Origin of the sequence: Pukyongiella litopenaei, from assembly GCF_003008555.2 — a bacterium.
Classification (GTDB): domain Bacteria; phylum Pseudomonadota; class Alphaproteobacteria; order Rhodobacterales; family Rhodobacteraceae; genus Pukyongiella; species Pukyongiella litopenaei.
The window spans coordinates 2499700-2523650 of record NZ_CP027665.1; the positions used below are offsets into that span (position 1 = coordinate 2499700).

A 23951-nucleotide genomic window follows, 5' to 3' on the forward strand; every position below is an offset into this window, starting at 1 on the left:
GGCCCGCATGTCCCCGCTTGTCCGGCTGCTCGCCTTCCCGTTTCGCCTGATCCGCCGTTTTGCCGCGTTTTTCGCGGTGCTGGCGCTTGTCGCCTCGCTGGCCTTCAATGTTGCGACGCTGACTGTCACCGGTGTCTACACTGCCGCTTCGACGGCACTGAACGCGATCGGTATCTCGACCGTTGCCGCCCGCGAGTCAGGTGAAAAGCTCGCCCGGCGTAAGGCCGCCCGCAAGATCGGGCGCGAGACGGCGGAAAAGGTCAGCCGCCGCGTTCAGCGCGGCGCTGTCCGCAACATCGCCTCGGTCGGCGGCGAGGCGATCCCGGTTGTCGGCATTGCCGTCATTGCCGGAGCACTGGCGCTCGAGGTGCAGGATGCCTGCGACACCGCGGCCGACATGGCCGGGCTTGAAGCCGCACTCGCCGCCGAGACCGATCCGGATGCGGCCCGGGCCGAGGCCATCGCGGATTTCGACTGCTCCGCGATGATCCGCGAACTGATCCCCGACTACGAGGATCTTCCCGGCCAATCGGAAATCTGGGCCAGCATGAGCGATGCGCCGCGCGCCGCCTATGAAAAGGCCAGGGAGGCGGGGGTGAGCGTCGCCGAGGTGGACTGGTCCGGCAAGGCGGGTGAGTTGGGTGGCTGGATCATGGGTTGGATGGGCTATGTTGGCGATTACGTCACCGGCGAGGAAGAGGACCCCGCGCAATGATCCTGGGCATCGGCACCGACCTGGCCAATATCGACCGTATCCAGCGCACGCTGGACCGGTTCGGGGACCGGTTCCGCACCCGTGTCTTCACCGAGGTCGAACGGCGCAAGGCCGACCGCCGCGCCGACACCGCCGGCACCTATGCCAAACGCTGGGCCGCGAAAGAGGCCTGTTCCAAGGCGCTGGGCACCGGGTTGCGGATGGGGATCGCCTGGAAGGACATGGCGGTCTCGAACCTGCGCACCGGCCAGCCGGTGATGGAGGTGACCGGCTGGGCGGCCGAACGGCTGGCCGCGATGACCCCGCCGGGCCACGAGGCGATCATCCATGTCACGCTCACCGACGACCACCCCTGGGCGCAGGCGATCGTGGTGATCGAGGCGCGCCCCATCGCGGATGCGCGGGCCGCGCGACCTTGACTCGCTGGCGCGCGCCCAGCATGTAGCGAAAAACCATCGGCAAACAAGAACAGACCGGAGAGCAGCATGGCGTCGAAAGCCACGAAACAGGGCAACGCGATTGTCGAGACGATCAAGACCATCGTTTACGCATTGCTGATCGCGGGCGTGTTCCGCACGCTGTTCTTCCAGCCGTTCTGGATCCCGTCCGGGTCGATGAAGGAAACCCTGCTGATCGGCGATTTCCTGTTCGTGAACAAGATGGCCTATGGCTATTCCTATGCCTCGTGCCCGTCGCTGATCATGCCCGGCATCGGCATCAACATCGATGCCGAGGATGTCTGCGGCGCCTTCAAGGGCGACAACACGCGCCTGTTCGGCGGCGATCCGGAACGCGGCGACGTGGTGGTGTTCCGCCACCCGGTATCGGGGCGGGATTTCATCAAGCGGCTGATCGGCCTGCCGGGCGACCGGATCCAGGTCAAGGGCGGCGTGCTGCATATCAACGATGCGCCGGTGCAGATGGCCGATGCGGGCGAGTTCGAGGAAACCTATGCCCCGCAGGGCCCCCAGCGGCTGCGTCCGCGCTGCGAAAACGGCCCCGTCGGCGAAGGCGCGGCCTGCCTGAAGTCGCGGCAGATCGAGACGCTGCCGAACGGGGTCGAACACGCGGTCCTGAACATCGGCAACCAGGCATCGGACAATACCGGCATCTACCTCGTCCCCGAGGGGCATTATTTCTTCATGGGCGACAACCGGGACAATTCGTCGGACAGCCGGCTGCCGCAGGCGGCGGGCGGGGTCGGGTTCGTGCCCTATGAAAACCTGATCGGCCGCGCCGACCGGGTGATGTTCTCGTCCGCGGGCCGGTCGATGCTGTATTTCTGGACCTGGCGCTCCGACCGGTTCTTCAAGGCGATCAAATGAAGCTGTCGGCCGATCTGACGGCGTTTCAGGCGCGGATCGGCCACGAGTTCGAGCACCCCGCGCTGCTGGTGCGGGCGCTCACCCACGGGTCCTATTCATCGCCGAACCGCGACGACAACCAGCGGCTCGAGTTCCTGGGCGACCGGGTGCTGGGGCTGGTGATGGCCACGGCGCTGCTGGACCATGACAAGGGCGCGACCGAGGGCCAGCTCGCGCCCCGGTTCAACGCGCTGGTGCGCAAGGAAACCTGTGCCGACGTGGCGCGCGAGATCGACCTCGGCGCGGTGCTGAAACTGGGCCGCTCCGAGATGATGTCGGGCGGGCGGCGCAAACAGGCGCTGCTGGGCGACGCGATGGAGGCGGTGATCGCCGCCGTCTATCGCGATGCGGGGCTCGCGGCGGCGCAGGCGATGGTGCTGAGGCTGTGGGGCGACCGCATCGCCCGGGTCGAGGCCGATGCGCGTGACCCCAAGACGGCGCTGCAGGAATGGGCGCAGGCGCGCGGCATGAAGCCCCCGGCCTATGTCGAGGTGGATCGCGCCGGGCCGGATCACGCGCCGGTCTTTACCATCGCCGCCCGGCTGGCGGGGGGCCAGGAGGCCCGCGCGACCGCCAATTCCAAGCGTCGCGCCGAACAGGCCGCCGCCGCCGCCCTGCTGGAACGGCTCGAAGGCAACGTGGACGGCGCCACCTGAAGCGGCGGCGAGACCGGGCGGTTTCAGATCACGAAATGCAGCCTGTCGAACCGGTGCCGCAGCGCGGTGACCTCGGACATCAGGCTGTCGGGGTTGTCGCTGTCCAGCGCCTGCGCGATCAGGCGGGCCAGCTCGGGCGCATGGTCCGCTGTCACGCCCCAGCGCGCCAGTTCCGGCGTGCCGATGCGCAGGCCGTTCATGTCGCCGGGAACCGGATCGACCGGCAGGCCGATCCCGCAGGCGAGGAACCCGGCGCGCCGCAGCTTCTGCGCCGCCGCCTGTCCGCCGCCCCAGCGCGCCGCCTCGACCGCGAACTGATGCGACCGCGTAAACCCGCGCGCCCGGGCAAAGACGGGAATGCCCTGGTCGTCGAGTGCCTGCGCCAGCGCCGCCGCCAGGTCGATCATCGCCCGTGCATAGGCGGCGCCGCAGTCGCGCCAGTCCAGCATCGTGACCGCCAGCGCCGCCGATTTCGCGGCGTCGAAATTGGCGGTCATGCCGGGAAAGGCGATGGCATCCAGCCGTTGCGCGATCCCGGCCTCGTTGGTCACGATCAGGCCGCCGGCGGGGCCGCCAAGGCTCTTGTAGGTGCTCATGGTCATCAGGTGCGCGCCGTGATCGAGCGGGTTCCGCCAGGCCCCGCCCGCGATCACCCCGCACTGGTGCGCCGCGTCGAACAGCACCTTTGCGCCCACCTCGTCGGCGATCTCGCGGATCCCGGCCACCGGGTGTTCGAACAGGTTGAGCGATCCGCCCACGGTGATCAGCCGGGGCCGTTCGCGCCGGGCCAGGTCGCGCAGGCCCGCCAGGTCGATGCTGTAGCCATCTGCATCCACCGGCGCGGGCAGGGTGGTCAGCCCGTAGAGCCCGGCGCACCCGTCCGCATGGTGGGTGACATGTCCGCCGATGGCGGCGGGCGGCGCAATGATGGTGTCGCTGGGGCGGCAGGTGGCCATGAACCCGTAGAGATTGCCGATTGCCCCCGACGGCACCCGGATCTCGGCATGATCGGCGTCGAACACCTCGGCGCACAGCTCGGCCGCGATCACCTCGATCTGTTCGATGGCCTCCAGGCCGGTTTCGTATTTCTCGCCGGGATAGCCCAGCGACGGGCGCGACCCCAGCCCGGAGGCCAGCAGCGCCTCGGCCCGCGGGTTCATCACGTTGGTGGCCGGGTTGAGATTGAAACAGTCGCGGTCGTGGATCTCGCGGCTGCGCCCGGCCAGCGCCTGCACCCGCGCCAGCAGCGCCGCCGAACCCGCCTGTGCGGTTTCCCCGGCGATGGACTGCACCAGCGTTTCGCAATGTTCCGGCACCCAGTCGCGTTTCACCAGCCTCATCGCGGTCCCCATCGGTTACGGTTCGCGCCCGCAACGGGTCGCCATCGGACCCAGCCGTAAGCGGATGCCGCGCACCGGTCAACCGATGGCGTCTGCCCGCCGCCGGCCTCAGCCCGCGGCAACGGTGCTGGGCTGTTCTTCCGGCTCATCGGGGTCGATGCGCCAGATGGTCCAGCCCATCATGCCGAAGACGATGGTGACGATCGGCGACAGCCAGCAGAAGAAGTTGAACGGCAGATAGGCCAGCGTCGCCACGCCCAGGGTCGCCGCCTGGTAGGCGCCGCCCGAGTTCCACGGCACCAGGTTGGCGGTGACGGTGGCGGAATCCTCGACCGCGCGCGACAGGTTCTCGGGGGCCAGCCCGCGTTCGCGATAGGCTTCGGCATAGCTGCGCGCGCCCATGACGATGGCCATGTACTGGTCGCACAGGATCAGGTTCGCGCCGATGCAGGTCAGGACCGTGGAGACGATCAGCGACCCGGTCGATTTCGCCCCGGCCAGGATCCGGTCGGCGATCACCTTCAACTGGTTGGTCCGCTCCATCACGCCGCCGAACATCATCGCCACGATGATCAGGCTGATCGTGTACATCATCGATTCCAGCCCGCCGCGCGACAGCAACGAATCCACGTCCTCGACCCCGGTATCCGCGCTGAAGCCGCCAAAGGCGACATTGGCGATCTGGTCGTAATTCGCCCCCTGCAACCCGACCGCGCAGACGATCCCGGCGATCACGCCGAGGGCGATGCCGGGGATCGCGGGCATCTTGCGGTAGGACACGACCAGCACCACCAGCACCGGCAGCAGGAGCACCGGGTTGATCATGAAACTGTCGTCCAGCGTGGTCAGAATGGTCTGGATCCGCTCGAGATCGCCGCCATCGCCGCTGTAGCGCAGGCTCAGCACCGCCTCGATCACCAGCGTCAGCGTGATCGACACGCCGGTGGTGTAGGTCATGTGCTTGATATGGGTGAACAGGTCGGTTCCCGCCATCGCCGGGGCGAGGTTGGTGGTGTCCGACAACGGAGACATCTTGTCGCCGAAATAGGCGCCCGACAGCACCGCGCCCGCGACCAGCGGCAGCGGAAACCCCAGCCCGGCCCCGATCCCCATCAGCGCGACGCCGATGGTGCCGGTGGTGCCCCAGCTGGTGCCGGTCGACAGCGAGGTGATCGCGCAGATCACCACCGCCGCGGGCAGGAATATCTCGGGGGCCAGGATCTGCAGCCCGTAATAGATCAGCGTCGGGACGACACCGGCGAGGATCCACACCCCGATCAGGATGCCGACGATCATCAGGATGATCATCGCCGGCAGCGCATTGGCGATGCCGCGCACCATGCCGTTCTGGATGTTCTGCCAGCTGAACCCGCAGCGCAGCGCGATCAGGCTGGCGACCAGCACCCCCAGCAGCATCGGCACCTGCGGGTCCAGCCCATAGAGGACGATCGAGACGCTGATCCCCAGAACCAGCGAGACGAGCGACAGCACCGCCTCCCAGAAATGCGGTGCGCGTGCGTGATGTGGTATGTCTGTCTTCATCGGTCCCTCGGCATGTCGCGTCACCGCCATGCGCCGCGCTGTCGCGGGGGCGCATGGGATGGCGCTGGTGATTGTGACCCATACCCGTCCGATTTTTGACAACTTTATGACAATTCCCGGCTTTGACCAGCCGCTATCGCAACGCCCCTGCCGGTGACCGCCGCAGGCTGGCGCATCGGCAACAGGGCTCTGGTCCTGCGGGCGCAAATCCGCTAGATCAATTGGCCGCAGGGCGCGACAGGACGCCCGGGACCCCACGCCAGAGGATCGCCAGCCATGACCACCCGCGCCGGTTTCGTCGCCCTGATCGGAGAGCCCAACGCAGGCAAGTCCACGCTGCTCAACCGCATGGTGGGGGCCAAGGTCAGCATCGTCACCCACAAGGTGCAGACGACCCGCGCCCGCATCCGTGGCGTGGCCATCGAAGGCGAGACCCAGATCGTCTTCGTCGACACGCCGGGCCTGTTCCGCCCGCGCCGCCGGCTGGACCGCGCCATGGTCGCCGCCGCCTGGGGCGGGGCCGCGGATGCCGACGTGATCGTGCTGCTGATCGAGGCGCATCGCGGCATCACCGATGGCGTCACCCGTATCCTCGACGGGCTGGCCGAGGTGGCGCAGGGCCGCAAGGTGGCGCTGGCGATCAACAAGATCGACCGGGTCAAAGCGGAAAGCCTGCTGGCGCTGAGCCGCGACATGAACGACCGGTTCGACTTTGCCGAGACATTCCTGATCTCGGCGGAAAGGGGGCACGGGGTGGACGATCTGCGACGCTGGCTGGGCGGCGAACTGCCCGAAAGCCCCTGGCTCTATCCCGAGGACCAGATCGCCGACCTGCCGATGCGCATGATCGCCGCCGAAATGACGCGCGAGAAACTCACGTTGCGGCTGCACCAGGAACTGCCCTACCAGATGACCGTCGAAACCGAGAACTGGCAGGAGCGCAAGGACGGGTCGGCCCGCATCGACCAGGTGATCTATGTCACCCGCGACGGCCACAAGGGCATCGTGCTGGGCAAGCGCGGCGAAACCATCAAGGCGGTGTCCCAGGCCGCCCGCGCCGAGCTCGAGACCTTCCTCGACCGCAAGGTCCACCTGTTCCTGCAGGTCAAGGTGCGCCCGAACTGGCTCGACGAGGCCGAGCGCTATTCCGAGATGGGCCTCGATTTCCGCGATGGGGCCTGATCTTGCGCGCGCGCCCCTTCCTCTTGCTAAAAATATCCCCGCCGGAGGCTCCCACGCCGCCCGCGCGCGCCGGCACCGGCCACGCCGGGCGGCACCGGGTGGGTCCATGACCCGGCTCGCCACCGAATTCTGGGTCAAGGCCTACCTGGCGCGCCTGCGGCTGCGCGGGATCCCCGCCTTCGTCACCGCCCATGGCGATGACTCGGCCGGCGCGGTGCTGGTCAAGCTCAACACGCTCGACGGGCAGGCCGCCGCCTTCCAGCGCAGTTTCGACCTGATGTCGGGCGACCGGGTCTGGGCCGAGCTGGCCTCGGGGGCCGAGCCGGGCGTGGATGCCGCCATCTCGCGCCAGCGCGGGTTCGACCCGGACCTGTGGGTGATCGAGGTCGAGGACCGGCAGGGCCGCCACCTGCTGGACGAGGACGGGCTGGGCTGAGCCGATGATCGACTGGCGTGATCAGGGCATCCTGCTGTCGATGCGCCGCCACGGTGAAACCGCCGCGATCATCGAGATGTTCACCGAGAGCCGCGGGCGCCATGCCGGGGTGGTGCGCGGCGGGGCCAGCCGCAAGCTGGCGCCGATCCTGCAGCCGGGGGCACAGCTCGACCTGCACTGGCAGGCGCGGCTCGAGGACCATCTCGGCAGCTTCCGCGCCGAACCGCTGCGCAGCCGCGCCGCGGCGGCGCTGTCGGGGCGGCTGGCGCTGGCCGGGCTGAACGCGGTGACCGCGCTGCTGTCCTTCAGCCTGCCGGAACGGGAACCGCATCCCCGGCTCTACCGCGAAACCGAACGGCTGCTGGACCTGCTGGGCGATGACGAGATCTGGCCGCTGGCCTATCTGAACTGGGAACTGGCGCTGCTGCGGGCCACCGGCTTCGGGCTGGACCTGTCCCGGTGCGCGGTGACCGGACGGACCGAGGGGCTGGTCTATGTCTCGCCGAAATCCGGCCGCGCCGCCACCGAGGACGGGGCCGGGGATTGGGCCGGCCGGATGCTGCCGCTGCCGCCCTGCCTGCTGGGGCAGGGTCCGGCGCCGGATGCCGAGGTGGCGCGGGGGCTGGGCACGACCGGCTATTTCCTGACCCACCGGCTGGCCCCGGCCCTGGGCAATCACCCGCTGCCCGAGGCGCGGGCGCGGTTCGTCGAGGCGTTCAGCCGTCGGACCTGAACACCATCATGCGCCCGGCGCCGTTGCTGAGGATCAGCACCGGGCCGGACACTTCGGACAGGCTCATCTCCGCCAGCGCGGCCAGGACGATGTCGGTGCCGCAACCGGGTGATGCGGTCTGCACCGCGTCCAGTTCGAACCACGGGTAGGGGGTGACCATCCGGCCCTGCCAGGGTCCGCAGGGCGCAAGCCCCGCGATCCGGCCCCGCGTGGGAAAACGCAGCGTGGCGGTTCCGGCAAAATCGGTCCCGTCCATCTCGGCCAGCCGCCAGTCCCGGTCCGCCGCGCCGTAGCCGGCCACGGTTTCGTCGCGCAGGCAGCCCGCGAGCGCCAGCAGGGCCGCCGCCGCGACCGCGAGCCCGCGCACCGGGTCAGCCCAGCAGCCGCCGCGCGATCACCTGGGCCTGGATCTCGGCCGCGCCCTCGAAGATGTTGAGGATGCGCGCGTCGCAGAGGATGCGGCTGATCTTGTATTCCAGCGCGAACCCGTTCCCGCCGTGGATCTGCAACCCGTTATCGGCCGCCGCCCAGGCCACGCGGGCGCCCAGCAGCTTGGCCATCCCGGCTTCCAGGTCGCAGCGATGGCCGTGATCCTTTTCCCAGGCGCTGAAATAGGTCAGCTGGCGCGCGATCATGATCTCGACCGCCATCATCGCCAGCTTGGCCGAAACGCGCGGGAACTCGATCAGGGATTTGCCGAACTGCTTGCGGTCCTGCGCATATTGCATCGCCACGTCCAGCGCCGCCTGCGCCACGCCGATGGCGCGGGCCGCCGTCTGGATGCGGGCCGATTCGAAGGTCTCCATCAATTGCTTGAAGCCCTTGCCCTCTTCGCCGCCCAGCAGGTTTTCGCCCTTGACCGCGAAGCCGTCGAACCCGAGCTCGTATTCCTTCATGCCGCGATAGCCCAGCACCTCGATCTCGCCGCCGGTCATGCCCGGTGTCGGGAACGGATCGTCGTCGGTGCCGGGTGTCTTTTCGGCCAGGAACATCGACAGGCCGCGGTGATCGGTGGTGGCCGGATCGGTCCGCGCCAGCAGCGTCATCACATGGGTGCGCGCCGCATGGGTGATCCAGGTCTTGTTGCCGGTGATCTCGTAGCCGTCGCCGGTCTTGACCGCGCGGGTGCGCAGCGATCCCAGGTCGGACCCGGTGTTCGGCTCGGTAAAGACGGCGGTGGGCAGGATCTCGCCGCTGGCGATCCGGGGCAGCCATTGAGCCTTCTGCGCGTCGGTGCCGCCGCACAGGATCAGCTCGGCCGCGATCTCGGACCGGGTCCCGAGCGATCCGACACCGATATAGCCGCGGCTGAGTTCCTCGCTGACCACCACCATCGAGGCCTTGGACAGGCCGAACCCGCCGTGATCCTCGGGGATGGTCAGGCCGAACACGCCCATCTCGGCAAGCTCGTTGATGATCTCCATCGGGATCAGTTCATCCTTGAGATGCCAGTCATGGGCGTAGGGTTCGACCTTTTCGACCGCGAAGCGCCGGAACTGTTCGCGGATCATCTCCAGTTCCACGTCCAGCCCGCTGGCGCCGAAGGTGATGTTGGCGGCCTGTTCCTGCATCAGCTCGACCAGCCGGGTCCGCGCGGCCGGCGAATTGCCCCGCGTCATCAGCGTCTGCACCTCGGCGCACTGGAACCCCGCCAGCGCGTCCCAGCCCAGCCCCATTTCCTGCAGGCGCACCACCTCGCCCTGGTTCATCGGGATGCCGCCGGCGATCTGGTGCAGGTATTCGCCGAAGGCGATCTGGTGCAGAAGCTGTTCGGTTTCCCCGAACCTGTCCTGCCCGGACAGGCGGGTGGCCCAGGTCTGCATCTGGCGCAGGGATTCGACATAGGTGGCCAGCCAGGCCAGCCCGTGCGCGGCGGACTGGTTGGCTTCCAGGGCCGCGCCCGAGACCTTGCCATCGACCGTCACCATCGCGCGCACGCTGTCGCGGGCCTGTTTCAGAACCGCCTCGGCGGGGGCGATCGCGGCACCGGTGAGGGTCAGCAGGTCGGGCAGAATCGCGGAGGTCGGGGCTTGGCTGGTCATCGTCTGGTCCTGTCCATCATGCGGCATGAATCACGTCCTTTTCCGGGTCCGCACCGGCCTAGCTATTTTGCAGTTGCAGCGCAACATAAATGCGCACCGGTTGCCGCTGTGGTTTTAATGTTGCGTGACATTTTCCGCCCGATTGCCGCCGCGCGGCTTGGTGCGGCTCAGTTTCCTGATGCAGGCGGCCGCGCGCATGGCTAAGAGGGCGGAATGATCGGGATCATGTCTTCTCTTTCGCCGGTAGAACTGGCGCTGGCCTTCGGGATCGCCCTGGTGGCGGGAACGGTCAAGGGGCTGGTGGGCTTCGCGCTGCCGATGATCGTCGTGTCGGGGCTGGGCATGATCCTGCCGCCGGAACTGGCGCTGGCCGGGCTGATCCTGCCGACGCTGGTGGCCAATGCCGCGCAGGCGCTGCGGCAGGGACCGGCGGCGGCGCTGGCCTCGACCCGGCGTTTCGCGCTGTTCCTGTCGGTGGGCGGCGTGTTCCTGCTGGCCAGCGCCCAGCTGGTCCGGGTGTTGCCGGTGAACGTGATGCTGTTGCTGATCGGGGTGCCGGTCACGCTGTTCGTGCTGCTCCAGCTGCTGGGCATCCGGTTCCATCTCGCCGCGCCGTCGGCCCGGATCGAGGCCGCGGTCGGCGCCTTTGCCGGGGCCATCGGCGGGTTCTCGGGGATCTGGGGGCCGCCGACGGTGGCGTATCTCACCGCGCTGAACACGCCGAAGGCCGACCAGATGCGGGTGCAGGGCGTGGTCTATTGCCTGGGCGCCGTGGCGCTGATGATCGCGCATGTCGGATCGGGGGTGCTGAACGCCGAAACGCTGCCCTTTTCGGTGGCGCTGGTGATTCCGGCGATGCTGGGCATGTGGCTGGGCGGGCGGCTGCATGACCGCATCGACCAGACCAGGTTTCGCCGCGCGACGCTGCTGGTGCTGCTGCTCGCGGGGCTGAACCTGGTGCGGCGGGGGCTGTTTTTCAGCTAGGACCGTCGATCAGGGCGGGCCAGAGTGCCGCGTTGCGGCGGGCAAAGGCGGCGAGATGGCCCACCTTGCCCAGCGCGAAATCGCCCGGATCGAGGACATCGAACCGCCGTTGCGCATTCGGATAGAGCGTTTCGAGCCGCTGCACGGCGGGCGGCGGGATAGTGTCGTCGTCGGCCAGGGCCACGATATGCAGCGGGCAGGTCAGCGCGCCCGCATCCAGCCGCCCCGGTTCGAGGGTCGGATCCTCGAAATAGAAACCCGGTGTCGTGCACCAGCGTTTCCATTGCCGGAACACGTCGAGGGGCAGGTCGGCGCCCAGACCGACATACCGTCCGGGCATGTAGCCGCAGGCGCGGGTCAGCACCGGCCCCGCCACGAACCACAGCACCCGCGCCAGCCCCTGATAGGGCCAGGGATGGTCATGGTGATGCACCGGCCCGCTGGCCACGGTGATCACCCGGTCGATGTCCTCGAGCCGGGCCTGTCCGGGCAATCCGAACCCGCCCAGCGAATGGCCGATCACCCAGAGCGGCAGGCCGGGGAACAGGCCGGCCAGATGGTCGCGGGCCGCCTGCTGGTCGTCAAAGGCCCAGTCGGCCAGCGACGTGCGAGATTGCCGCAACGGCCCCGAGGCCGAGGCGCCGAAATCGCGATAATCATAGGTCAGGCAGGCGATGCCGCGCGCCTGCGCCAGCCAGGTGGCGAAATGGCGGTAATAGGTTTGCGGCACGCCCACCGCCCCGTTCAGCACGGCCACCGCCTGCGGCGGGCGGTCGGGACGGAACAGCCGCGCGGCCAGCGGATGGCCCGGCTGGTCGATGGTTACAGAGTCCGGTTCCATGTGCGCTGCCTCCTTGGGACCGGGCGAGGATTGCACCGGTGCCGCGCCTGACAAACGGAAACGTTGCGGCAGAACGGAAAACGCCCCGGCGTCAACCGGGGCGTTGCCGGAAAGACCGGACAGGCTCAGCCGATGGCGGCGGCCTTCACGTCCTCGTCGATGAAGGGCAGGTATTGTTCGAAATTGTCCGCGAACATCTGCACCAGCTTGGCCGCCTGCGCATCGTAGCCTTCGGGATCGCCCCAGGTGCGGCGCGGGTCCAGCAGCACCTCGGCCACGCCAGGAACGGCCACCGGCACGTCAAAGCCGAAATTCGGGTCCTTGCGGAACTCGGCCTCTGCCAGCGAGCCGTCCAGCGCGGCGGTCAGCAGCGCGCGGGTGGCCTTGATAGGCATCCGCGACCCGGTGCCGTAAGCGCCGCCGGTCCAGCCGGTATTGACCAGCCAGCAGGTGGCGCCGTGGCGGGCGATCTTTTCGCGCAGCAGGTTGCCATAGACCTCGGGGCGGCGCGGCATGAACGGCGCGCCGAAACAGGTCGAGAAAGTGGGCTCGGGCTCGGTCACGCCGCGCTCGGTGCCCGCGACCTTGGAGGTGAAGCCGGACAGGAAATGATACATCGCCTGCGCCGGGGTCAGCCGCGCGATCGGGGGCAGCACGCCGAAGGCGTCGCAGGTCAGCATGATGATGTTCTTGGGATGCCCGCCCAGCGCATCCGCCGAGGCATTCGAGATATAGTGCAGCGGATAGGCGCAGCGCATGTTCGCGGTCAGCGAATCGTCCTTGAAATCCAGTTCGTAGGTTTCCGGGTCGAACACCATGTTCTCGATCACGGTGGCGAATTTCGAGGTGGTGGCATAGATTTCCGGCTCGGCCTCGGGGTCGAGCCCGATGGTCTTGGCATAACATCCGCCTTCGAAGTTGAAGGTGCCGCGGTCGGACCAGCCATGTTCGTCGTCACCGATCAGCGTGCGTTCGGGATCGGCCGACAGCGTGGTCTTGCCGGTGCCGCTGAGCCCGAAGAACACGGCCGTGTCGACCGGGTTGCCATGGGCATGGTTGGCCGAGCAGTGCATCGGCATGATGCCCTTTTCCGGCAGCAGGTAGTTCAGCAGCGTGAACACCGATTTCTTGTTTTCGCCCGCGTATTCGGTGCCGCCGATCAGGATCAGCCTGCGGTCGAAATTCATCGCGATCACGGTGTCGCTGCGGCAGTCGTGCCGCTCGGGGTCGGCGCGGAAACTGGGGCAGTTGATGACCGTGAAATCGGCGACGAAATCCTCGAGATCCTCGCGGTCCGGCCGGCGCAGCATGGTGCGGATGAACAGCCCGTGCCAGGCCAGTTCGGTGACCATGCGCACGTTGATCGCATGGGCCGGATCGGCCCCGCCCACGAGGTCCTGAACGAAATAGTCGCGCCCCTTCATATGCTCCAGCATGTCGCCATAGAGCGTGTCGAAGCCTTCGGGCGACATCGCGGCGTTGTTGTCCCACCAGACGGTGTCGGCAACGCTGTCGGTCTTCACGATGTGCTTGTCCTTGGGCGACCGGCCGGTGAACTTGCCGGTGGTGACCAGCAGCGCGCCGCCATTGCCCAGCGTGCCTTCGTTGCGCTTGATCGAGGCTTCGACCAGCGCCGGGGCCATCTGGTTGTAGTGAACTTCGCCCAGCCCGGCGATGCCCTGGTCTTCGAGGCGGAATTTCGGGTTGACCCTTCCGGATGTCATGCGTTCCTAGCTCCTGGCCGCGCCCCGGGTGGGGCCGTTGGCCGGGTCTTATCATGTAGCGCCGAGGCCTGAACAGGCCGGGTTAGCGCAACCATGGGCCGTTTGCGCAACCATAGGTCGGCGCGCCGGGCGGATTTTCAGTGATTGCTAACGGGTTGCTGCCATGACTGGTCGCGATGGAACCGAATCGCGAGGGCCGCGCTGGCAGACGGGGCAGACGACATGCCGAAGATTGCATTGGTGGATGACGACAGGAACATTCTGACCTCGGTGTCGATGACCCTCGAGGCCGAAGGGTTCGAGGTGGAGACCTACACCGACGGGCAGGCGGCGCATGATGCCTTTTCCCGGCGGCTGCCCGATCTCGCGGTGCTCGACATCAAGATGCCGCGCATGGACGGGATGGACCTGTTGCAGCGCCTGCGCCAGCGCACCGGGATGCCGGTGATCCTGCTGACCTCGAAGGATGAAGAGATCGACGAGGTTCTGGGCCTGCGCATGGGGGCCGACGATTATGTGAAGAAACCGTTTTCGCAGCGGCTTCTGGTGGAACGGATACGCGCCATCCTGCGCCGGCAGGATGTGATCGACGGCGGCGAGGCCGCAACCGGGGCGCGGGTGATGGAACGCGGGCCGCTGGTGATGGATCCGCTGCGCCATGCGGTCAGCTGGAAGGGCGCCGACGTGGCCTTGACGGTGACCGAGTTCCTGTTGCTGCAGGCGCTGGCGCAGCGCCCCGGTTTCGTGAAATCCCGCGATCAGCTGATGGATGTGGCCTATGACGATCAGGTTTATGTGGATGACCGCACGATCGACAGCCACATCAAGCGACTGCGCAAGAAGATGCGCGCGGCCGACCCGGATTTCAACGCCATCGAAACGCTTTACGGGGTCGGCTATCGTTTCAACGAAGGCTGACCGCGGTGTGGCCGGATGACCCTTCGGGACATCGGGACCGCGGTAATTCGCAACGGATGGGCGCGGCTCTGGCCGGGGCCTGCCGCTGCGCTGCGCCGCCGCGCCTCGCCGCTGGTTCGCCGCATCGTCGCGGTCAACCTGATCGGGCTGAACGTCATGGTGGCGGGGATGTTCCTGCTCGATACGTCACGCGCAAGCCTGGTGCAGCTCAAGGCCGGTGCCCTCGCCGCCGATGCGGAACTGATCGCCAGCGCCTATGGCGCGGCGGGCGACCGGGCGGGGGCGATGCTGGCGGCCCTGGACCTGCCGCGGGGGACGGATCTGCTGGTGCTGTCGGGAACCGGTTCGGTGCTGGGGCGGCGGCATGGCGATCGCGTCGCACCGGTCTCTCCGGCAACGCCGCTCAATGACGTGGCCGCCGCGCTGTGGCCGGCGCCGGGCGTGACGGGGCCGGATCGGGCAGGGTCGCCGCCTGATGCGATCGACCGGCAACTGCAACCCTATCTGGGGCCGGTTCTGGAGGCGGGAACACGGGTCGAAACCGGGCTTGACGGCATCGGCGGCAAGGTCATGGCCGCGCTGGCCCCGGTCCGGCTGCCGGACGGGTCGGCGGGTGTCCTGGCGCTGGCCGGTCCGGCGGGCACCGTCGATGCGGTGTCGCGGCAGGAACGCGAACGCGTGCTGCAGATGTTCGTTGTCGCGCTGCTGGTGTCGGTGGGGCTCAGCCTGGTGCTGGCCTCGACCATCGCCAACCCGCTGGCCGATCTGGCCGAGGCGGCCGAGGCCGGCCGGAACACCGGTGGCGACCCGCGGCGCAAGGGCCGGATCCGGCTGCCCGACCTCGGCGCCCGGCGCGACGAGATCGGCCGGCTGAGCCGGGCATTGCGCGACATGGTTTCGGCGCTGTACAACCGGATCGACGGAAACGAACAATTCGCCGCCGATGTCGCCCACGAGATCAAGAACCCGCTGGCCAGCCTGCAATCCGCCGTCGGTGCCCTGCGCCGGGTCGACCGGCCAGAGCAGCGGGAGCGGCTGATGGAGGTGATCGAACATGACGTGCGCCGCCTCGACCGGCTGGTGAGCGACATCTCCAACGCCTCGCGGCTGGATGCGGAACTGGTCCGGGAAGACAAGGCCGAGTTCGATCTGCTCGAGATGCTCGACCGGCTGAACCGGCACCTGGGCCAGGAGGCGCGCGCCGCCGGCATCGATTTCATCACCGATATGCCGGATGGGCCGATCCCCGTGCATGGCCTCGAGGCCCGGCTCGCGCAGGTCTTTGCCAATCTCATCGCCAACGCGATGTCGTTCTGCGAGCAGGGCGACGCGATCCGGGTCTGGGTGCGCCGGCGCGGCGACCGGGTTCTGGCGGTGGTCGAGGACACCGGCCCCGGCATCCCGGAGGGCGCGTCGAAGAAAATATTCCGCCGGTTCTATTCGCAGCGGCCCGAGGCGCATTTCGGCAACAATTCCGGCCTCGGGCTGGCGATCTGCAAACAGATCGTCGAAGCGCATGGCGGCGTCATCTGGGCCGAGAACATCGAACCGACCATGGCCGATATCGCCTCGGACCCGCTGGGCGCGCGGTTCGTGGTCGGATTGCCGGTCTGACCGGTGGCAGAGCCCGTCGAACCGCTGATGGTGCATGCCAGCTGCGTTGCCGTGGGTGCCCGCGCGGTGCTGATCCGGGGTGGATCGGGCAGCGGGAAATCGGCGCTCGCGCTCGCGATGATGGGGCTCGGGGCGGCGCTGGTGGCCGATGACCGGGTCTGGCTGACCCGCGACGCCGGACAGGTGATCGCCACGGCGCCGCAGGCGACCGCGGGGCTGATCGAGGCGCGCGGCGTGGGCATCCTGCGGGCCGATGCGCTGGGCTCGGCGCCGGTGGTGCTGGTGGCCGACCTGGAGCGAACCGAAACCGACCGGCTGCCGCATCCGCGCACCACTGTCCTGCTCGGTTGCAGACTGCCCTTGCTTTTCCGGGTGGATGGCCCACATTTCGCGCCGGCACTGGTGCAGTATCTCAAGGCGGGGCGGTGGGATGATGACCGATAGCATTGGCGGCAGGCAGGCGCAGGTGATCCTGGTGACAGGCCCGTCGGGGGCGGGGCGGTCCACCGCGATCAATGTGCTCGAGGATCTGCAGTTTGAAACCATCGACAACCTGCCGCTGAACCTGCTGCCCCGGCTGCTGGACGGGCCGGCGCCGAACCGGCCGCTGGCGCTGGGCATCGACACGCGCAACCGCGATTTCTCGACCGCGGGCCTGCTGGACATGATCGACCGGCTTTCGCGGCGGCCCGGCACCGAGCTCACGGTGCTCTACATCGACTGCCGCGAGGACGTGTTGCTGCGCCGGTTCTCTGAGACGCGCCGGCGGCATCCGATGGCGCCGGCGGAATCTCCCGGCATCGGGATCGCGCGCGAACTGAGCCTGCTGTCGGACATTCGCGGCCGTGCCGATATCCTGGTGGATACCTCCGATCTGAACGTGCACCAGCTGCGCGCCGAGATCGAACGCTGGCTGGCGCCCGCATCCGGCCCGGCGCTGGCGGTGACGGTGCAGTCCTTTTCCTACAAGCGGGGCCTGCCGCGCGGTATCGACATGGTGTTCGACTGCCGGTTCCTCGCCAATCCCTACTGGCAGCCCGACCTGCGCGATCTCGACGGGCGGGACGCGGCGGTGGCGGCGCATGTGCGCGCCGATGCGCGGTTCGCGCCGTTCTTCGAGCGGGTCCTGGACCTGACGCAGCTGCTGTTGCCCGCCTATCGCGAAGAGGGCAAGGCCCATCTGTCGATCGGCTTTGGATGCACCGGCGGCCAGCACCGTTCGGTCGCGCTGGCCGAGGCGCTGGCAATGGCCCTTGCAGAGCAAGGTCAGCAGGTGTCAATTAGGCATCGGGAGCTCGAAGAACGGCTGCAGGGCGGACGTGTGGCGGATAAGAGGCCGGATTGATTGGAATCGTTGTCGTAATGCATGGCGGGCTGGCGCGTGAATTTCGCGCCACGGCGCTGCATGTGCTGGGTGAGCAGCCGGGTATCGCGGCGGTCCGGATCGGGACCGACGACGACCGCGGCGCCAAACAGGCCGAGATCTGCGCGGCCGCGGACGCGGTCGACACCGGCGACGGTGTCGTGGTGGTGACCGACCTCTATGGCGGCTCGCCGTCGAACCTCAGCATGAATGCCTGCGCGGGCGAACAGCGCCGGATGCTGTTCGGTGCCAACGTCCCGGCGCTGCTGGAACTGGTGCACAACCGGCACAGGCCGGTCGACGAGGCGCTGCACCGCGCGGTCGAAAAGGGCCGGCTCTATCTCGGCTCCCGTATCATTCGGCCGGTCTGAGGGGCGGAACCATCCATGGCTGAACGCAGCATGAAGATCGTGAACGAAAAGGGGCTGCACGCCCGCGCCTCGGCCAAGCTGGTCGAACTTGTGTCCGGCTTCGACGCCCAGGCCGAGGTCTCGCGCGACGGAATGTCCGCCTCGGGCGACAGCATCATGGGTCTTTTAATGTTGGCAGCATCGAAGGGAACGACTATTGACGTGCGGACGTCCGGACCGGATGCTGAACCATTGGCGGATGCCTTGGAGGCGCTGGTCGCGGACAGGTTCGGCGAGGGCTTCTGAACGCCCGCGCCAGGCGTGAGGAACGGAAACGGACTTTTGGCGGATACCGCACGGGAACAGAGCACTGGGCTGGGAAAACAGCCCGCGGCATCGACGGGCGAGATCTATGATCGCCGCACCCTTACCTATGCCAATTCATTCGACGATCCCTGGACCGCCCGGGCGATCAAGACGATCGAATGGCTCACCGGCAAGCTGACGATCCTGCGCATGGTCAGCGCCTTCGAAAAGAAGAACGCGGATTACCGCGGCCAGAAATTCTGGCGCGGCGCGCTCGACGTGATGGGCATCGACCTGGTGACCCCGCCGGATCAGCTGGCCAATATCCCCACGGACGGCCCCGTGGTGGTGGTGGCCAACCACCCGCATGGCATGGTCGACGGGATGATCTTCGCGGATCTGATCGGCCGCGTGCGGGACGACTACCGCATCCTGACCCGCACCGTGCTGACCGGCCTCGACGAGGCGGCGACCTCGTTCATGATCCCGGTGCCGTTCCCGCATGACCCGGATGCGCAGCGCAAGATGGTCGAGATGCGCGCCAACGCGATGTCGCATCTCAAGCAGGGCGGCGTGGTGGCGCTGTTTCCCTCGGGCGTGGTGATGTCGTCGGACAGCTGGTTCGGGCCGCCGGTCGAACGCGACTGGAACGTGTTCACCGCGCAGCTGATCCGCCGGTCCGGCGCGCGGGTGGTGCCGATCTTCTTTCCCGGACGCAATTCGCGCGCCTACCAGATCGCCTGCCAGCTTTCCCCGGTCCTGCGCCAGGGGCTGCTGCTGCATGAAATCGTGCGGTCGTGCAACAAGCCGCAGGCGCCGGTGATCGGTCAGCCGCTGACCGACGAACAGATGAAACCGCTGCAGACCGATCCGCGCGGGTTCATGGCCTGGCTGCGCGAACACACGCTCGCGCTGGGCAAACCCGCCGCCTGAGCCCTCCGCGGCCCCGCCTTCCTCTTGCCGGAAATATCCCGGGGGTGAATTGGCCCGGCACGGGCCAAGAGGGGGCTGGCCCCCTCACGCCGTTCCGCGCCGCGTCCGTCGCCGGGGTCGTCGTCAGGGCCGCCGCTCAGCGCGTCGGCACCGGTTCGTCGCCGCGATAGTCGTAGAACCCGCGCCCGGTCTTGCGGCCGAGCCAGCCGGCCTCGACATATTTCGTCAGCAACGGGCAGGGCCGGTACTTGGTATCCGCCAGCCCGTCATGCAGAACGTTCATGATCGCCAGGCAGGTGTCCAGCCCGATGAAATCGGCCAGTTCCAGCGGTCCCATCGGATGGTTGGCGCCCAGCTTCATCGACTGGTCGATCGACTTCACGTTGCCGACGCCTTCATAGAGCGTATAGACCGCCTCGTTGATCATCGGCATCAGGATGCGGTTGACGATGAAACCGGGGAAATCCTCGGCCGATGCGGCGGTCTTGCCCAGCCGTTCCACCACGCCGAGACAGGCGCGGTAGGTTTCTTCATCGGTGGCGATGCCCCGGATCAGCTCGACCAGCTGCATCACCGGCACCGGGTTCATGAAATGGAACCCCATGAAGCGCTCGGGCCGGTCGGTGCGGCTGGCCAGCCGGGTGATCGAGATCGACGACGTGTTCGAGGTCAGGATGGTGTGGGGCCGCAGATGCGGCTGCAGATCCTCGAAAATCGCCTGCTTGACGCTTTCGCGTTCGGTCGCGGCCTCGATCACCAGGTCGGTGGCACCGAGATCGGTCAGTTTCAGCGTCGACCCGATACGCCCCAGTGCATCCTCCATGTCGGCCTCGGGCACCAGGCCGCGGCCGACCTGCCGGGCCAGGTTGCGGCGAATGGTTTCCAGCGCCTGGTCCAGCGCCTGCTGGTTGATGTCGGTCAACAGCACCTCATAGCCGGCCAGGGCCATCACATGGGCGATGCCGTTGCCCATCTGCCCCGCCCCGATCACGCCGATCTTTTCAATGGTCATGGTCCCGCCTTCCGCGCTGCGTTCCGCCTTGATCGTGCCGACCATACCGGCCCGGATCGGGGCCGCCAAGAGGCCCGGACGGCGCAATTTTGTCGCAAATTCCACCATTAGCCGAATCGCAACGGTTCCCGGTCCAGCCTGATCGCGGGTGAGAACATTGGTGGGCTGGAAATGGGCTTCGAGGAAAGGGGCGCAACCGCGTCCGACGACCCCCCGTGCCATTACGGGGTATCAAAACTGCACTGCCGCGGGCCGCGCCGCGATCTGGATCGGCCCTACCTGGCCTTTCTGGGCGGCAGCGAAACCTATGGCCGTTTCGTGGCGCAGCCCTTCGTGACGCTGCTCGAACGCGCATCGGGCCGGGATTGCGTCAATCTGGGCTGCCTGCATGCGGGGCTCGATGCGATCGGCCGCGACGGCGACCTGCTGGCGGTGGCCCGTGGTGCCGAGCGCCGGGTGTTGCAGGTGCCGGGGCTGGCGGGGCTTTCGAACCGGTTCTATCGCGTGCATCCCCGCCGCAACGACCGGTTCCTGCAGCCGACGCAGGCATTGACCGATCTCTATCCCGAGGTCGATTTTACCGAGTTCAATTATTGCAACCACGCGCTGGAGTGCCTGTACCGGCTGTCGCCGCAACGTTTTGCGCAGATACGCGGCGACCTGGCGCACAGCTGGGACCTGCGCATTCGCGCGCTGCTGCATGACCTGGGGGGCGATACGCTGCTGATGTGGCTGCGGCCGACGCCGGGTCAGGGCGACCCGGTGGCGGTGACCGCCGACATGGTCGATGCGCTGCGCCCGCTGGCATCCGGTGTCGTCGAGATCGCGGTCACCGCTGCGGGCCCGGCGGGCGAACTGGAACAGATGAGCTTCGCCCCGATGCAGGCGCCGGTCGCCGCGCGGATGATCGGCCCGGCCACGCATCGCCGCATCGCCGCGCAGCTGCTCGAGGTGCTGGCCCGGTAGGGCGGGTGGATCAGGCCAAAACAAAAAAAGGCCCGCCGTTGCGGCGGGCCTTGCTTCGGTTCGTTCGTCAGCGGTTTCTCAGCCGAGTTTCTCGGTCAGCTCCGGCAGGGCCTGGAAAAGGTCCGCCACGAGGCCGTAATCGGCGACCTGGAAGATCGGCGCCTCTTCGTCCTTGTTGATGGCGACGATGATCTTGCTGTCCTTCATGCCGGCGAGATGCTGGATCGCGCCCGAGATGCCCACGGCGATGTAGAGGTCGGGGGCGACCACCTTGCCGGTCTGGCCCACCTGCCAATCGTTCGGCGCATAGCCCGAATCGACCGCGGCCCGCGACGCGCCCACGGCGGCACCCAGCTTGTCGGCCAGTTTCTCGATCAGCGCGAAATCCTCTTCCGAGCCCACGCCGCGGCCACCCGAGACCACGATCCCGGCGCTGGTCAGCTCGGGGCGGTCGGATTCGGCCACCTTGTCCTCGACCCATTCCGACAGGCCCGGATCGGCGGCGGCCGACACGGTCTCGACCGGGGCGGCGGCCTGTTCACCGGCCGCGTCGAAGGTCGAGGTGCGGATCGTGACCACCTTCTTGGCGTCGGTGGATTTCACCGTCTGCACCGCGTTGCCCGCATAGATCGGACGTTCGAACGTGTCGGCATCGACCACGCCCGAGGCATCCGAGATCACCATCACGTCCAGCAGCGCGGCCACCCGCGGCATCACGTTCTTGGCGTCGGTGGTGGCGGGCGCCACGATATGGTCGTAGTCCCCGGCCAGCCCCGCGATCAGCGCGGCGGTCGATTCCGCCAGCCGGTGCCCCAGCGAGGCATCCTCGGCGACCAGAACCCGGGACACGCCGTCGATCTTCGCGGCGGCGTCGCCCGCGGCGGCGGCATGGGCGCCGGCGCAGAGCGCGGTCACGTCACCCAGTTGTTTCGCGGCGGTGACCGCCTTGGCGGTCGCGTCCAGGGACAGCTCGCCATTGCTCACCTCGGCAAGAAGAAGAACAGCCATTATACAGCCCCCGCTTCCTTGAGTTTCTCCACCAGCTCGTCGACCGAGCCAACCATGATCCCGGCGGCGCGTTCCGCCGGTTCCTCGGTTTTCACCACCTGAAGGCGCGGGGTGACATCGACGCCGTAATCGGCGGCGGTCTTCTCGTCCAGCGGCTTCTTCTTGGCCTTCATGATGTTGGGCAGCGACGCGTAGCGCGGCTCGTTCAGGCGCAGGTCGACGGTGACGATGGCCGGCATCTTCACCTTGATCGTCTGCAGCCCGCCATCAACCTCGCGGGTGACCAGCGCGTGATCGCCGTCGATGCCAACCTCGGAGGCGAAGGTGGCCTGCGACCAGCCCAGCAGCGCCGACAGCATCTGCCCGGTGGCGTTCATGTCGTTGTCGATCGCCTGCTTGCCTGCCAGCACCAGCCCCGGCTGTTCCTCGTCGATCACCGCCTTGAGGATCTTGGCCACCGCCAGCGGTTCGATGTCGGTATGCACGTCGTCGGCCGCGACGACCAGGATGGCGCGGTCGGCGCCCATCGCCAGCGCGGTCCGCAGCGTTTCCTGCGCCTGCTTGACGCCGATCGAGACCGCCACGATTTCGCTCGCGACACCCTTTTCCTTCAGGCGGATCGCCTCTTCGACGGCAATCTCGTCAAACGGGTTCATCGACATCTTCACATTCGCAAGATCGACGCCGCTCCCGTCCGCCTTGACGCGAACCTTCACGTTATAGTCAATCACGCGCTTCACAGGCACTAGCACCTTCATCGGCGGATCTCCTCGTTGACCGGGCCGGCTGGCGACTCGGAGTTACTCAATGGCCCGTAGATAGCGCCGCGATTCAGCGGAAAACAGCGAAAAAGTTCGTGTTAGCGCCATCTGACGTAGTGTTTCGGAAGGTCGCGGGGCAGGGGATCCGGGGGATCGCCGAATGTCGGGCGGTTTCGCGGTGCGGCGCTGGGGCGGCGCCCGCGCCAGGGGGCGGTGTTCGAGCGCTCTCCGGACGATCCCCGGACCGGCCCCGAGCGCATGGCCCATGAGCTATGGCGCCGGTGGAGCCCGCCGACGCCCGCTGAGCCGGATCAGCGGTTCGCGCCGGGCACCCACAGCACATCGCCGGCACCACCGTCATTGGCGGCGCGGGCGGCGACGAAGAACCAGTCGCTGAGACGGTTGAGATATTTCACCGCAATCGGGTTGACCGGCTCGGCCGCGGCCAGTTCCACCGCCAGCCGTTCGGCCCGCCGCGCGACCGTGCGGCAGACATGCAGATGGGCCGCCAGCGCGCTGCCGCCGGGCAGGACGAAACTGCGCAGTGGCGACAGCCCCGCGTTCATTGCGTCGATTTCGGTTTCCAGCCGGTCGACCTGGGATTGCACCATGCGCAGCGGCGGGTATTCGGCCTCGGCGTCGCGATCCATGTCGGGGCGGCAGAGATCGGCACCGAGGTCGAACAGGTCGTTCTGGATCCGCGCCAGCGCCGCGTCGGTGTCCTCCGGAGCCTGCAGCCGCGCCACGCCGACAAAGGCGTTCAGCTCGTCAGAGGTGCCATAGGCCGACACGCGGGCCGCGTTCTTGGCCACCCGGTCGCCATTGCCCAGGGCGGTGTCGCCGGCATCGCCGCCGCGGGTGTAGATCTTGTTCAGCACGACCATCGGTTACTGGCCTCCCTGGCCGCGCAGCCAGACGAACAGCAGGATCAGCAGCACCGCCACCGCCTGCGCGGCAATGCGCAGCCGCATCAGCTTGTTGCCGTATTTGCGGTTGAATTCGCCACCCTTGGCAAAGCCGCCGATGCCGATCATCAGCACCACGACCACGGCCAGTGCGGCCACCAGGGCCAGTATGAACAGGGGATCGCCCATGGATGTCCTCGCCACGTCAGTTGCCGCGCCGGTCTAGCGTGAACGGGCGGGAAAGGCGATTCGGTTT

Annotated in this window: 27 protein-coding genes; 16 read left to right on the forward strand and 11 right to left on the reverse strand. The window is 67.7% G+C overall.

Annotation, left to right across the window (positions count from 1 at the left end):
• Positions 1-7: 7 nt before the first annotated feature.
• The 4 genes from C6Y53_RS12465 to rnc all read left to right on the forward strand — a co-directional run bounded on the left by C6Y53_RS12465 (position 8) and on the right by rnc (position 2735).
• Positions 8-715, forward strand: a complete 708-nt coding sequence (locus C6Y53_RS12465; protein WP_106472716.1) for a hypothetical protein — start codon at positions 8-10, stop codon at positions 713-715.
• Entirely contained in the window at positions 712-1134 is a 423-nt protein-coding gene (gene acpS / locus C6Y53_RS12470) for a holo-ACP synthase (protein WP_106472717.1), read from the forward strand. Before C6Y53_RS12465 ends, acpS begins: the two co-directional genes overlap by 4 nt.
• A 66-nt stretch (positions 1135-1200) precedes the next feature.
• The gene (lepB, locus tag C6Y53_RS12475) at positions 1201-2040 is read left to right on the forward strand and encodes a signal peptidase I (RefSeq protein ID WP_106472718.1); all 840 of its coding nucleotides are present in this window, start codon (positions 1201-1203) and stop codon (positions 2038-2040) included.
• Positions 2037-2735 (forward strand): ribonuclease III, encoded by a 699-nt coding sequence (gene rnc, locus C6Y53_RS12480; RefSeq protein WP_106472719.1) that lies wholly within the window; start codon positions 2037-2039, stop codon positions 2733-2735. The genes lepB and rnc overlap by 4 nt, the downstream gene beginning before the upstream one ends.
• Positions 2736-2758: 23 nt before the next feature.
• Here rnc and C6Y53_RS12485 read toward each other — a convergent pair whose 3' ends face one another.
• Together C6Y53_RS12485 and nhaC are read right to left on the reverse strand one after the other, a co-directional pair.
• On the reverse strand, positions 2759-4075 hold the full coding sequence (locus C6Y53_RS12485; protein ID WP_106474091.1) for a serine hydroxymethyltransferase: 1317 nt from the start codon (positions 4073-4075) through the stop codon (positions 2759-2761).
• A gap of 108 nt (positions 4076-4183) precedes the next feature.
• Positions 4184-5617 (reverse strand): Na+/H+ antiporter NhaC, encoded by a 1434-nt coding sequence (gene nhaC / locus C6Y53_RS12490; protein WP_106474092.1) that lies wholly within the window; start codon positions 5615-5617, stop codon positions 4184-4186.
• A gap of 276 nt (positions 5618-5893) precedes the next feature.
• On the opposite strand from nhaC, the gene era reads away from it, so the two are divergent.
• From era to recO, 3 genes are all read left to right on the forward strand, one after another.
• A complete protein-coding gene (gene era / locus C6Y53_RS12495) occupies positions 5894-6799 on the forward strand; it encodes a GTPase Era (RefSeq protein ID WP_106472720.1) in 906 nt (301 codons plus the stop codon).
• A gap of 106 nt (positions 6800-6905) precedes the next feature.
• Positions 6906-7235 carry a DUF1491 family protein gene (locus C6Y53_RS12500; protein ID WP_106472721.1) on the forward strand — a complete coding sequence of 110 codons (330 nt, stop codon included), beginning with the start codon at positions 6906-6908 and terminating at the stop codon, positions 7233-7235.
• Positions 7236-7242: 7 nt separating this feature from the next.
• Positions 7243-7968, forward strand: coding sequence for a DNA repair protein RecO (gene recO / locus C6Y53_RS12505; RefSeq protein ID WP_106474093.1), 726 nt, complete (start codon positions 7243-7245; stop codon positions 7966-7968).
• Here the strand turns inward: recO and C6Y53_RS12510 are convergent.
• Both C6Y53_RS12510 and C6Y53_RS12515 read right to left on the reverse strand, forming a co-directional pair.
• Positions 7952-8335, reverse strand: coding sequence for an META domain-containing protein (locus C6Y53_RS12510; protein ID WP_106472722.1), 384 nt, complete (start codon positions 8333-8335; stop codon positions 7952-7954). The genes recO and C6Y53_RS12510 overlap by 17 nt on opposite strands.
• A 4-nt stretch (positions 8336-8339) precedes the next feature.
• Complete coding sequence (locus C6Y53_RS12515) at positions 8340-10037, reverse strand: acyl-CoA dehydrogenase family protein (RefSeq protein WP_106472723.1); 1698 nt, start codon at positions 10035-10037, stop codon at positions 8340-8342.
• A 198-nt stretch (positions 10038-10235) separates the two neighbouring features.
• Between C6Y53_RS12515 and C6Y53_RS12520 the strand changes: the two genes are divergently transcribed.
• On the forward strand, positions 10236-10994 hold the full coding sequence (locus C6Y53_RS12520) for a sulfite exporter TauE/SafE family protein (RefSeq protein ID WP_244614827.1): 759 nt from the start codon (positions 10236-10238) through the stop codon (positions 10992-10994).
• Here the strand turns inward: C6Y53_RS12520 and C6Y53_RS12525 are convergent.
• Together C6Y53_RS12525 and C6Y53_RS12530 are read right to left on the reverse strand one after the other, a co-directional pair.
• On the reverse strand, positions 10987-11835 hold the full coding sequence (locus tag C6Y53_RS12525; RefSeq protein ID WP_106472725.1) for an alpha/beta hydrolase family protein: 849 nt from the start codon (positions 11833-11835) through the stop codon (positions 10987-10989). The genes C6Y53_RS12520 and C6Y53_RS12525 overlap by 8 nt on opposite strands.
• Before the next feature lie 125 nt (positions 11836-11960).
• Positions 11961-13559: a phosphoenolpyruvate carboxykinase gene (locus C6Y53_RS12530; RefSeq protein WP_106472726.1), complete on the reverse strand. Its 1599-nt coding sequence runs from the start codon at positions 13557-13559 to the stop codon at positions 11961-11963.
• 222 nt (positions 13560-13781) lie between these two features.
• Here C6Y53_RS12530 and C6Y53_RS12535 point away from each other — a divergent pair, with 222 nt between their 5' ends.
• The 7 genes from C6Y53_RS12535 to C6Y53_RS12565 are packed head-to-tail and all read left to right on the forward strand — an operon-like array spanning position 13782 to position 19043.
• A complete protein-coding gene (locus C6Y53_RS12535) occupies positions 13782-14477 on the forward strand; it encodes a response regulator transcription factor (protein WP_106472727.1) in 696 nt (231 codons plus the stop codon).
• A gap of 15 nt (positions 14478-14492) precedes the next feature.
• Positions 14493-16091, forward strand: coding sequence for an ATP-binding protein (locus C6Y53_RS12540; protein ID WP_106472728.1), 1599 nt, complete (start codon positions 14493-14495; stop codon positions 16089-16091).
• 3 nt (positions 16092-16094) lie between these two features.
• A complete protein-coding gene (locus C6Y53_RS12545) occupies positions 16095-16535 on the forward strand; it encodes an HPr kinase/phosphorylase (protein WP_244614828.1) in 441 nt (146 codons plus the stop codon).
• Positions 16525-17436, forward strand: a complete 912-nt coding sequence (rapZ, locus tag C6Y53_RS12550) for an RNase adapter RapZ (protein WP_211299377.1) — start codon at positions 16525-16527, stop codon at positions 17434-17436. Before C6Y53_RS12545 ends, rapZ begins: the two co-directional genes overlap by 11 nt.
• Positions 17433-17825: a PTS sugar transporter subunit IIA gene (locus C6Y53_RS12555; protein WP_106472730.1), complete on the forward strand. Its 393-nt coding sequence runs from the start codon at positions 17433-17435 to the stop codon at positions 17823-17825. Before rapZ ends, C6Y53_RS12555 begins: the two co-directional genes overlap by 4 nt.
• Before the next feature lie 15 nt (positions 17826-17840).
• Positions 17841-18110 carry an HPr family phosphocarrier protein gene (locus C6Y53_RS12560; protein ID WP_106472731.1) on the forward strand — a complete coding sequence of 90 codons (270 nt, stop codon included), beginning with the start codon at positions 17841-17843 and terminating at the stop codon, positions 18108-18110.
• Positions 18111-18146: 36 nt separating this feature from the next.
• Positions 18147-19043, forward strand: coding sequence for a lysophospholipid acyltransferase family protein (locus tag C6Y53_RS12565; RefSeq protein ID WP_106472732.1), 897 nt, complete (start codon positions 18147-18149; stop codon positions 19041-19043).
• Positions 19044-19179: 136 nt separating this feature from the next.
• Here the strand turns inward: C6Y53_RS12565 and C6Y53_RS12570 are convergent, their stop codons facing one another.
• Positions 19180-20055 (reverse strand): 3-hydroxybutyryl-CoA dehydrogenase, encoded by an 876-nt coding sequence (locus C6Y53_RS12570; protein ID WP_106474095.1) that lies wholly within the window; start codon positions 20053-20055, stop codon positions 19180-19182.
• 171 nt (positions 20056-20226) lie between these two features.
• Between C6Y53_RS12570 and C6Y53_RS12575 the strand changes: the two genes are divergently transcribed.
• A complete protein-coding gene (locus tag C6Y53_RS12575) occupies positions 20227-21021 on the forward strand; it encodes a DUF6473 family protein (RefSeq protein ID WP_106472733.1) in 795 nt (264 codons plus the stop codon).
• A gap of 78 nt (positions 21022-21099) precedes the next feature.
• On the opposite strand, the gene C6Y53_RS12580 is transcribed toward C6Y53_RS12575, so the two are convergent.
• The 4 genes from C6Y53_RS12580 to C6Y53_RS12595 form a co-directional block, all read right to left on the reverse strand.
• The gene (locus C6Y53_RS12580; protein WP_106472734.1) at positions 21100-22029 is read right to left on the reverse strand and encodes an electron transfer flavoprotein subunit alpha/FixB family protein; all 930 of its coding nucleotides are present in this window, start codon (positions 22027-22029) and stop codon (positions 21100-21102) included.
• Positions 22029-22787 (reverse strand): electron transfer flavoprotein subunit beta/FixA family protein, encoded by a 759-nt coding sequence (locus tag C6Y53_RS12585; RefSeq protein WP_106472735.1) that lies wholly within the window; start codon positions 22785-22787, stop codon positions 22029-22031. The genes C6Y53_RS12580 and C6Y53_RS12585 overlap by 1 nt, the downstream gene beginning before the upstream one ends.
• A 314-nt stretch (positions 22788-23101) precedes the next feature.
• Positions 23102-23674 carry a cob(I)yrinic acid a,c-diamide adenosyltransferase gene (locus tag C6Y53_RS12590; protein ID WP_106472736.1) on the reverse strand — a complete coding sequence of 191 codons (573 nt, stop codon included), beginning with the start codon at positions 23672-23674 and terminating at the stop codon, positions 23102-23104.
• Between the two features lie 3 nt (positions 23675-23677).
• On the reverse strand, positions 23678-23884 hold the full coding sequence (locus tag C6Y53_RS12595; RefSeq protein WP_106472737.1) for a twin transmembrane helix small protein: 207 nt from the start codon (positions 23882-23884) through the stop codon (positions 23678-23680).
• Between the last annotated feature and the right edge of the window lie 67 nt (positions 23885-23951).

Coding starts and splice junctions, on each gene's coding strand:
- C6Y53_RS12520 (WP_244614827.1), top strand. CDS start 10,236: ATGTCTTCTCTTTCGCCGGTAGAACTGGCGCTGGCCTTCGGGATCGCC.
- era (WP_106472720.1), top strand. CDS start 5,894: ATGACCACCCGCGCCGGTTTCGTCGCCCTGATCGGAGAGCCCAACGCA.
- C6Y53_RS12540 (WP_106472728.1), top strand. CDS start 14,493: ATGACCCTTCGGGACATCGGGACCGCGGTAATTCGCAACGGATGGGCG.
- C6Y53_RS12530 (WP_106472726.1), bottom strand. CDS start 13,559: ATGACATCCGGAAGGGTCAACCCGAAATTCCGCCTCGAAGACCAGGGC.
- rnc (WP_106472719.1), top strand. CDS start 2,037: ATGAAGCTGTCGGCCGATCTGACGGCGTTTCAGGCGCGGATCGGCCAC.
- C6Y53_RS12525 (WP_106472725.1), bottom strand. CDS start 11,835: ATGGAACCGGACTCTGTAACCATCGACCAGCCGGGCCATCCGCTGGCC.
- acpS (WP_106472717.1), top strand. CDS start 712: ATGATCCTGGGCATCGGCACCGACCTGGCCAATATCGACCGTATCCAG.
- lepB (WP_106472718.1), top strand. CDS start 1,201: ATGGCGTCGAAAGCCACGAAACAGGGCAACGCGATTGTCGAGACGATC.
- rapZ (WP_211299377.1), top strand. CDS start 16,525: ATGACCGATAGCATTGGCGGCAGGCAGGCGCAGGTGATCCTGGTGACA.
- C6Y53_RS12515 (WP_106472723.1), bottom strand. CDS start 10,037: ATGCCGCATGATGGACAGGACCAGACGATGACCAGCCAAGCCCCGACC.
- C6Y53_RS12585 (WP_106472735.1), bottom strand. CDS start 22,787: ATGAAGGTGCTAGTGCCTGTGAAGCGCGTGATTGACTATAACGTGAAG.
- nhaC (WP_106474092.1), bottom strand. CDS start 5,617: ATGAAGACAGACATACCACATCACGCACGCGCACCGCATTTCTGGGAG.
- C6Y53_RS12465 (WP_106472716.1), top strand. CDS start 8: ATGTCCCCGCTTGTCCGGCTGCTCGCCTTCCCGTTTCGCCTGATCCGC.
- C6Y53_RS12580 (WP_106472734.1), bottom strand. CDS start 22,029: ATGGCTGTTCTTCTTCTTGCCGAGGTGAGCAATGGCGAGCTGTCCCTG.
- C6Y53_RS12570 (WP_106474095.1), bottom strand. CDS start 20,055: ATGACCATTGAAAAGATCGGCGTGATCGGGGCGGGGCAGATGGGCAAC.
- C6Y53_RS12485 (WP_106474091.1), bottom strand. CDS start 4,075: ATGAGGCTGGTGAAACGCGACTGGGTGCCGGAACATTGCGAAACGCTG.
- C6Y53_RS12575 (WP_106472733.1), top strand. CDS start 20,227: ATGGGCTTCGAGGAAAGGGGCGCAACCGCGTCCGACGACCCCCCGTGC.
- C6Y53_RS12560 (WP_106472731.1), top strand. CDS start 17,841: ATGGCTGAACGCAGCATGAAGATCGTGAACGAAAAGGGGCTGCACGCC.
- C6Y53_RS12590 (WP_106472736.1), bottom strand. CDS start 23,674: ATGGTCGTGCTGAACAAGATCTACACCCGCGGCGGCGATGCCGGCGAC.
- C6Y53_RS12535 (WP_106472727.1), top strand. CDS start 13,782: ATGCCGAAGATTGCATTGGTGGATGACGACAGGAACATTCTGACCTCG.
- C6Y53_RS12500 (WP_106472721.1), top strand. CDS start 6,906: ATGACCCGGCTCGCCACCGAATTCTGGGTCAAGGCCTACCTGGCGCGC.
- C6Y53_RS12595 (WP_106472737.1), bottom strand. CDS start 23,884: ATGGGCGATCCCCTGTTCATACTGGCCCTGGTGGCCGCACTGGCCGTG.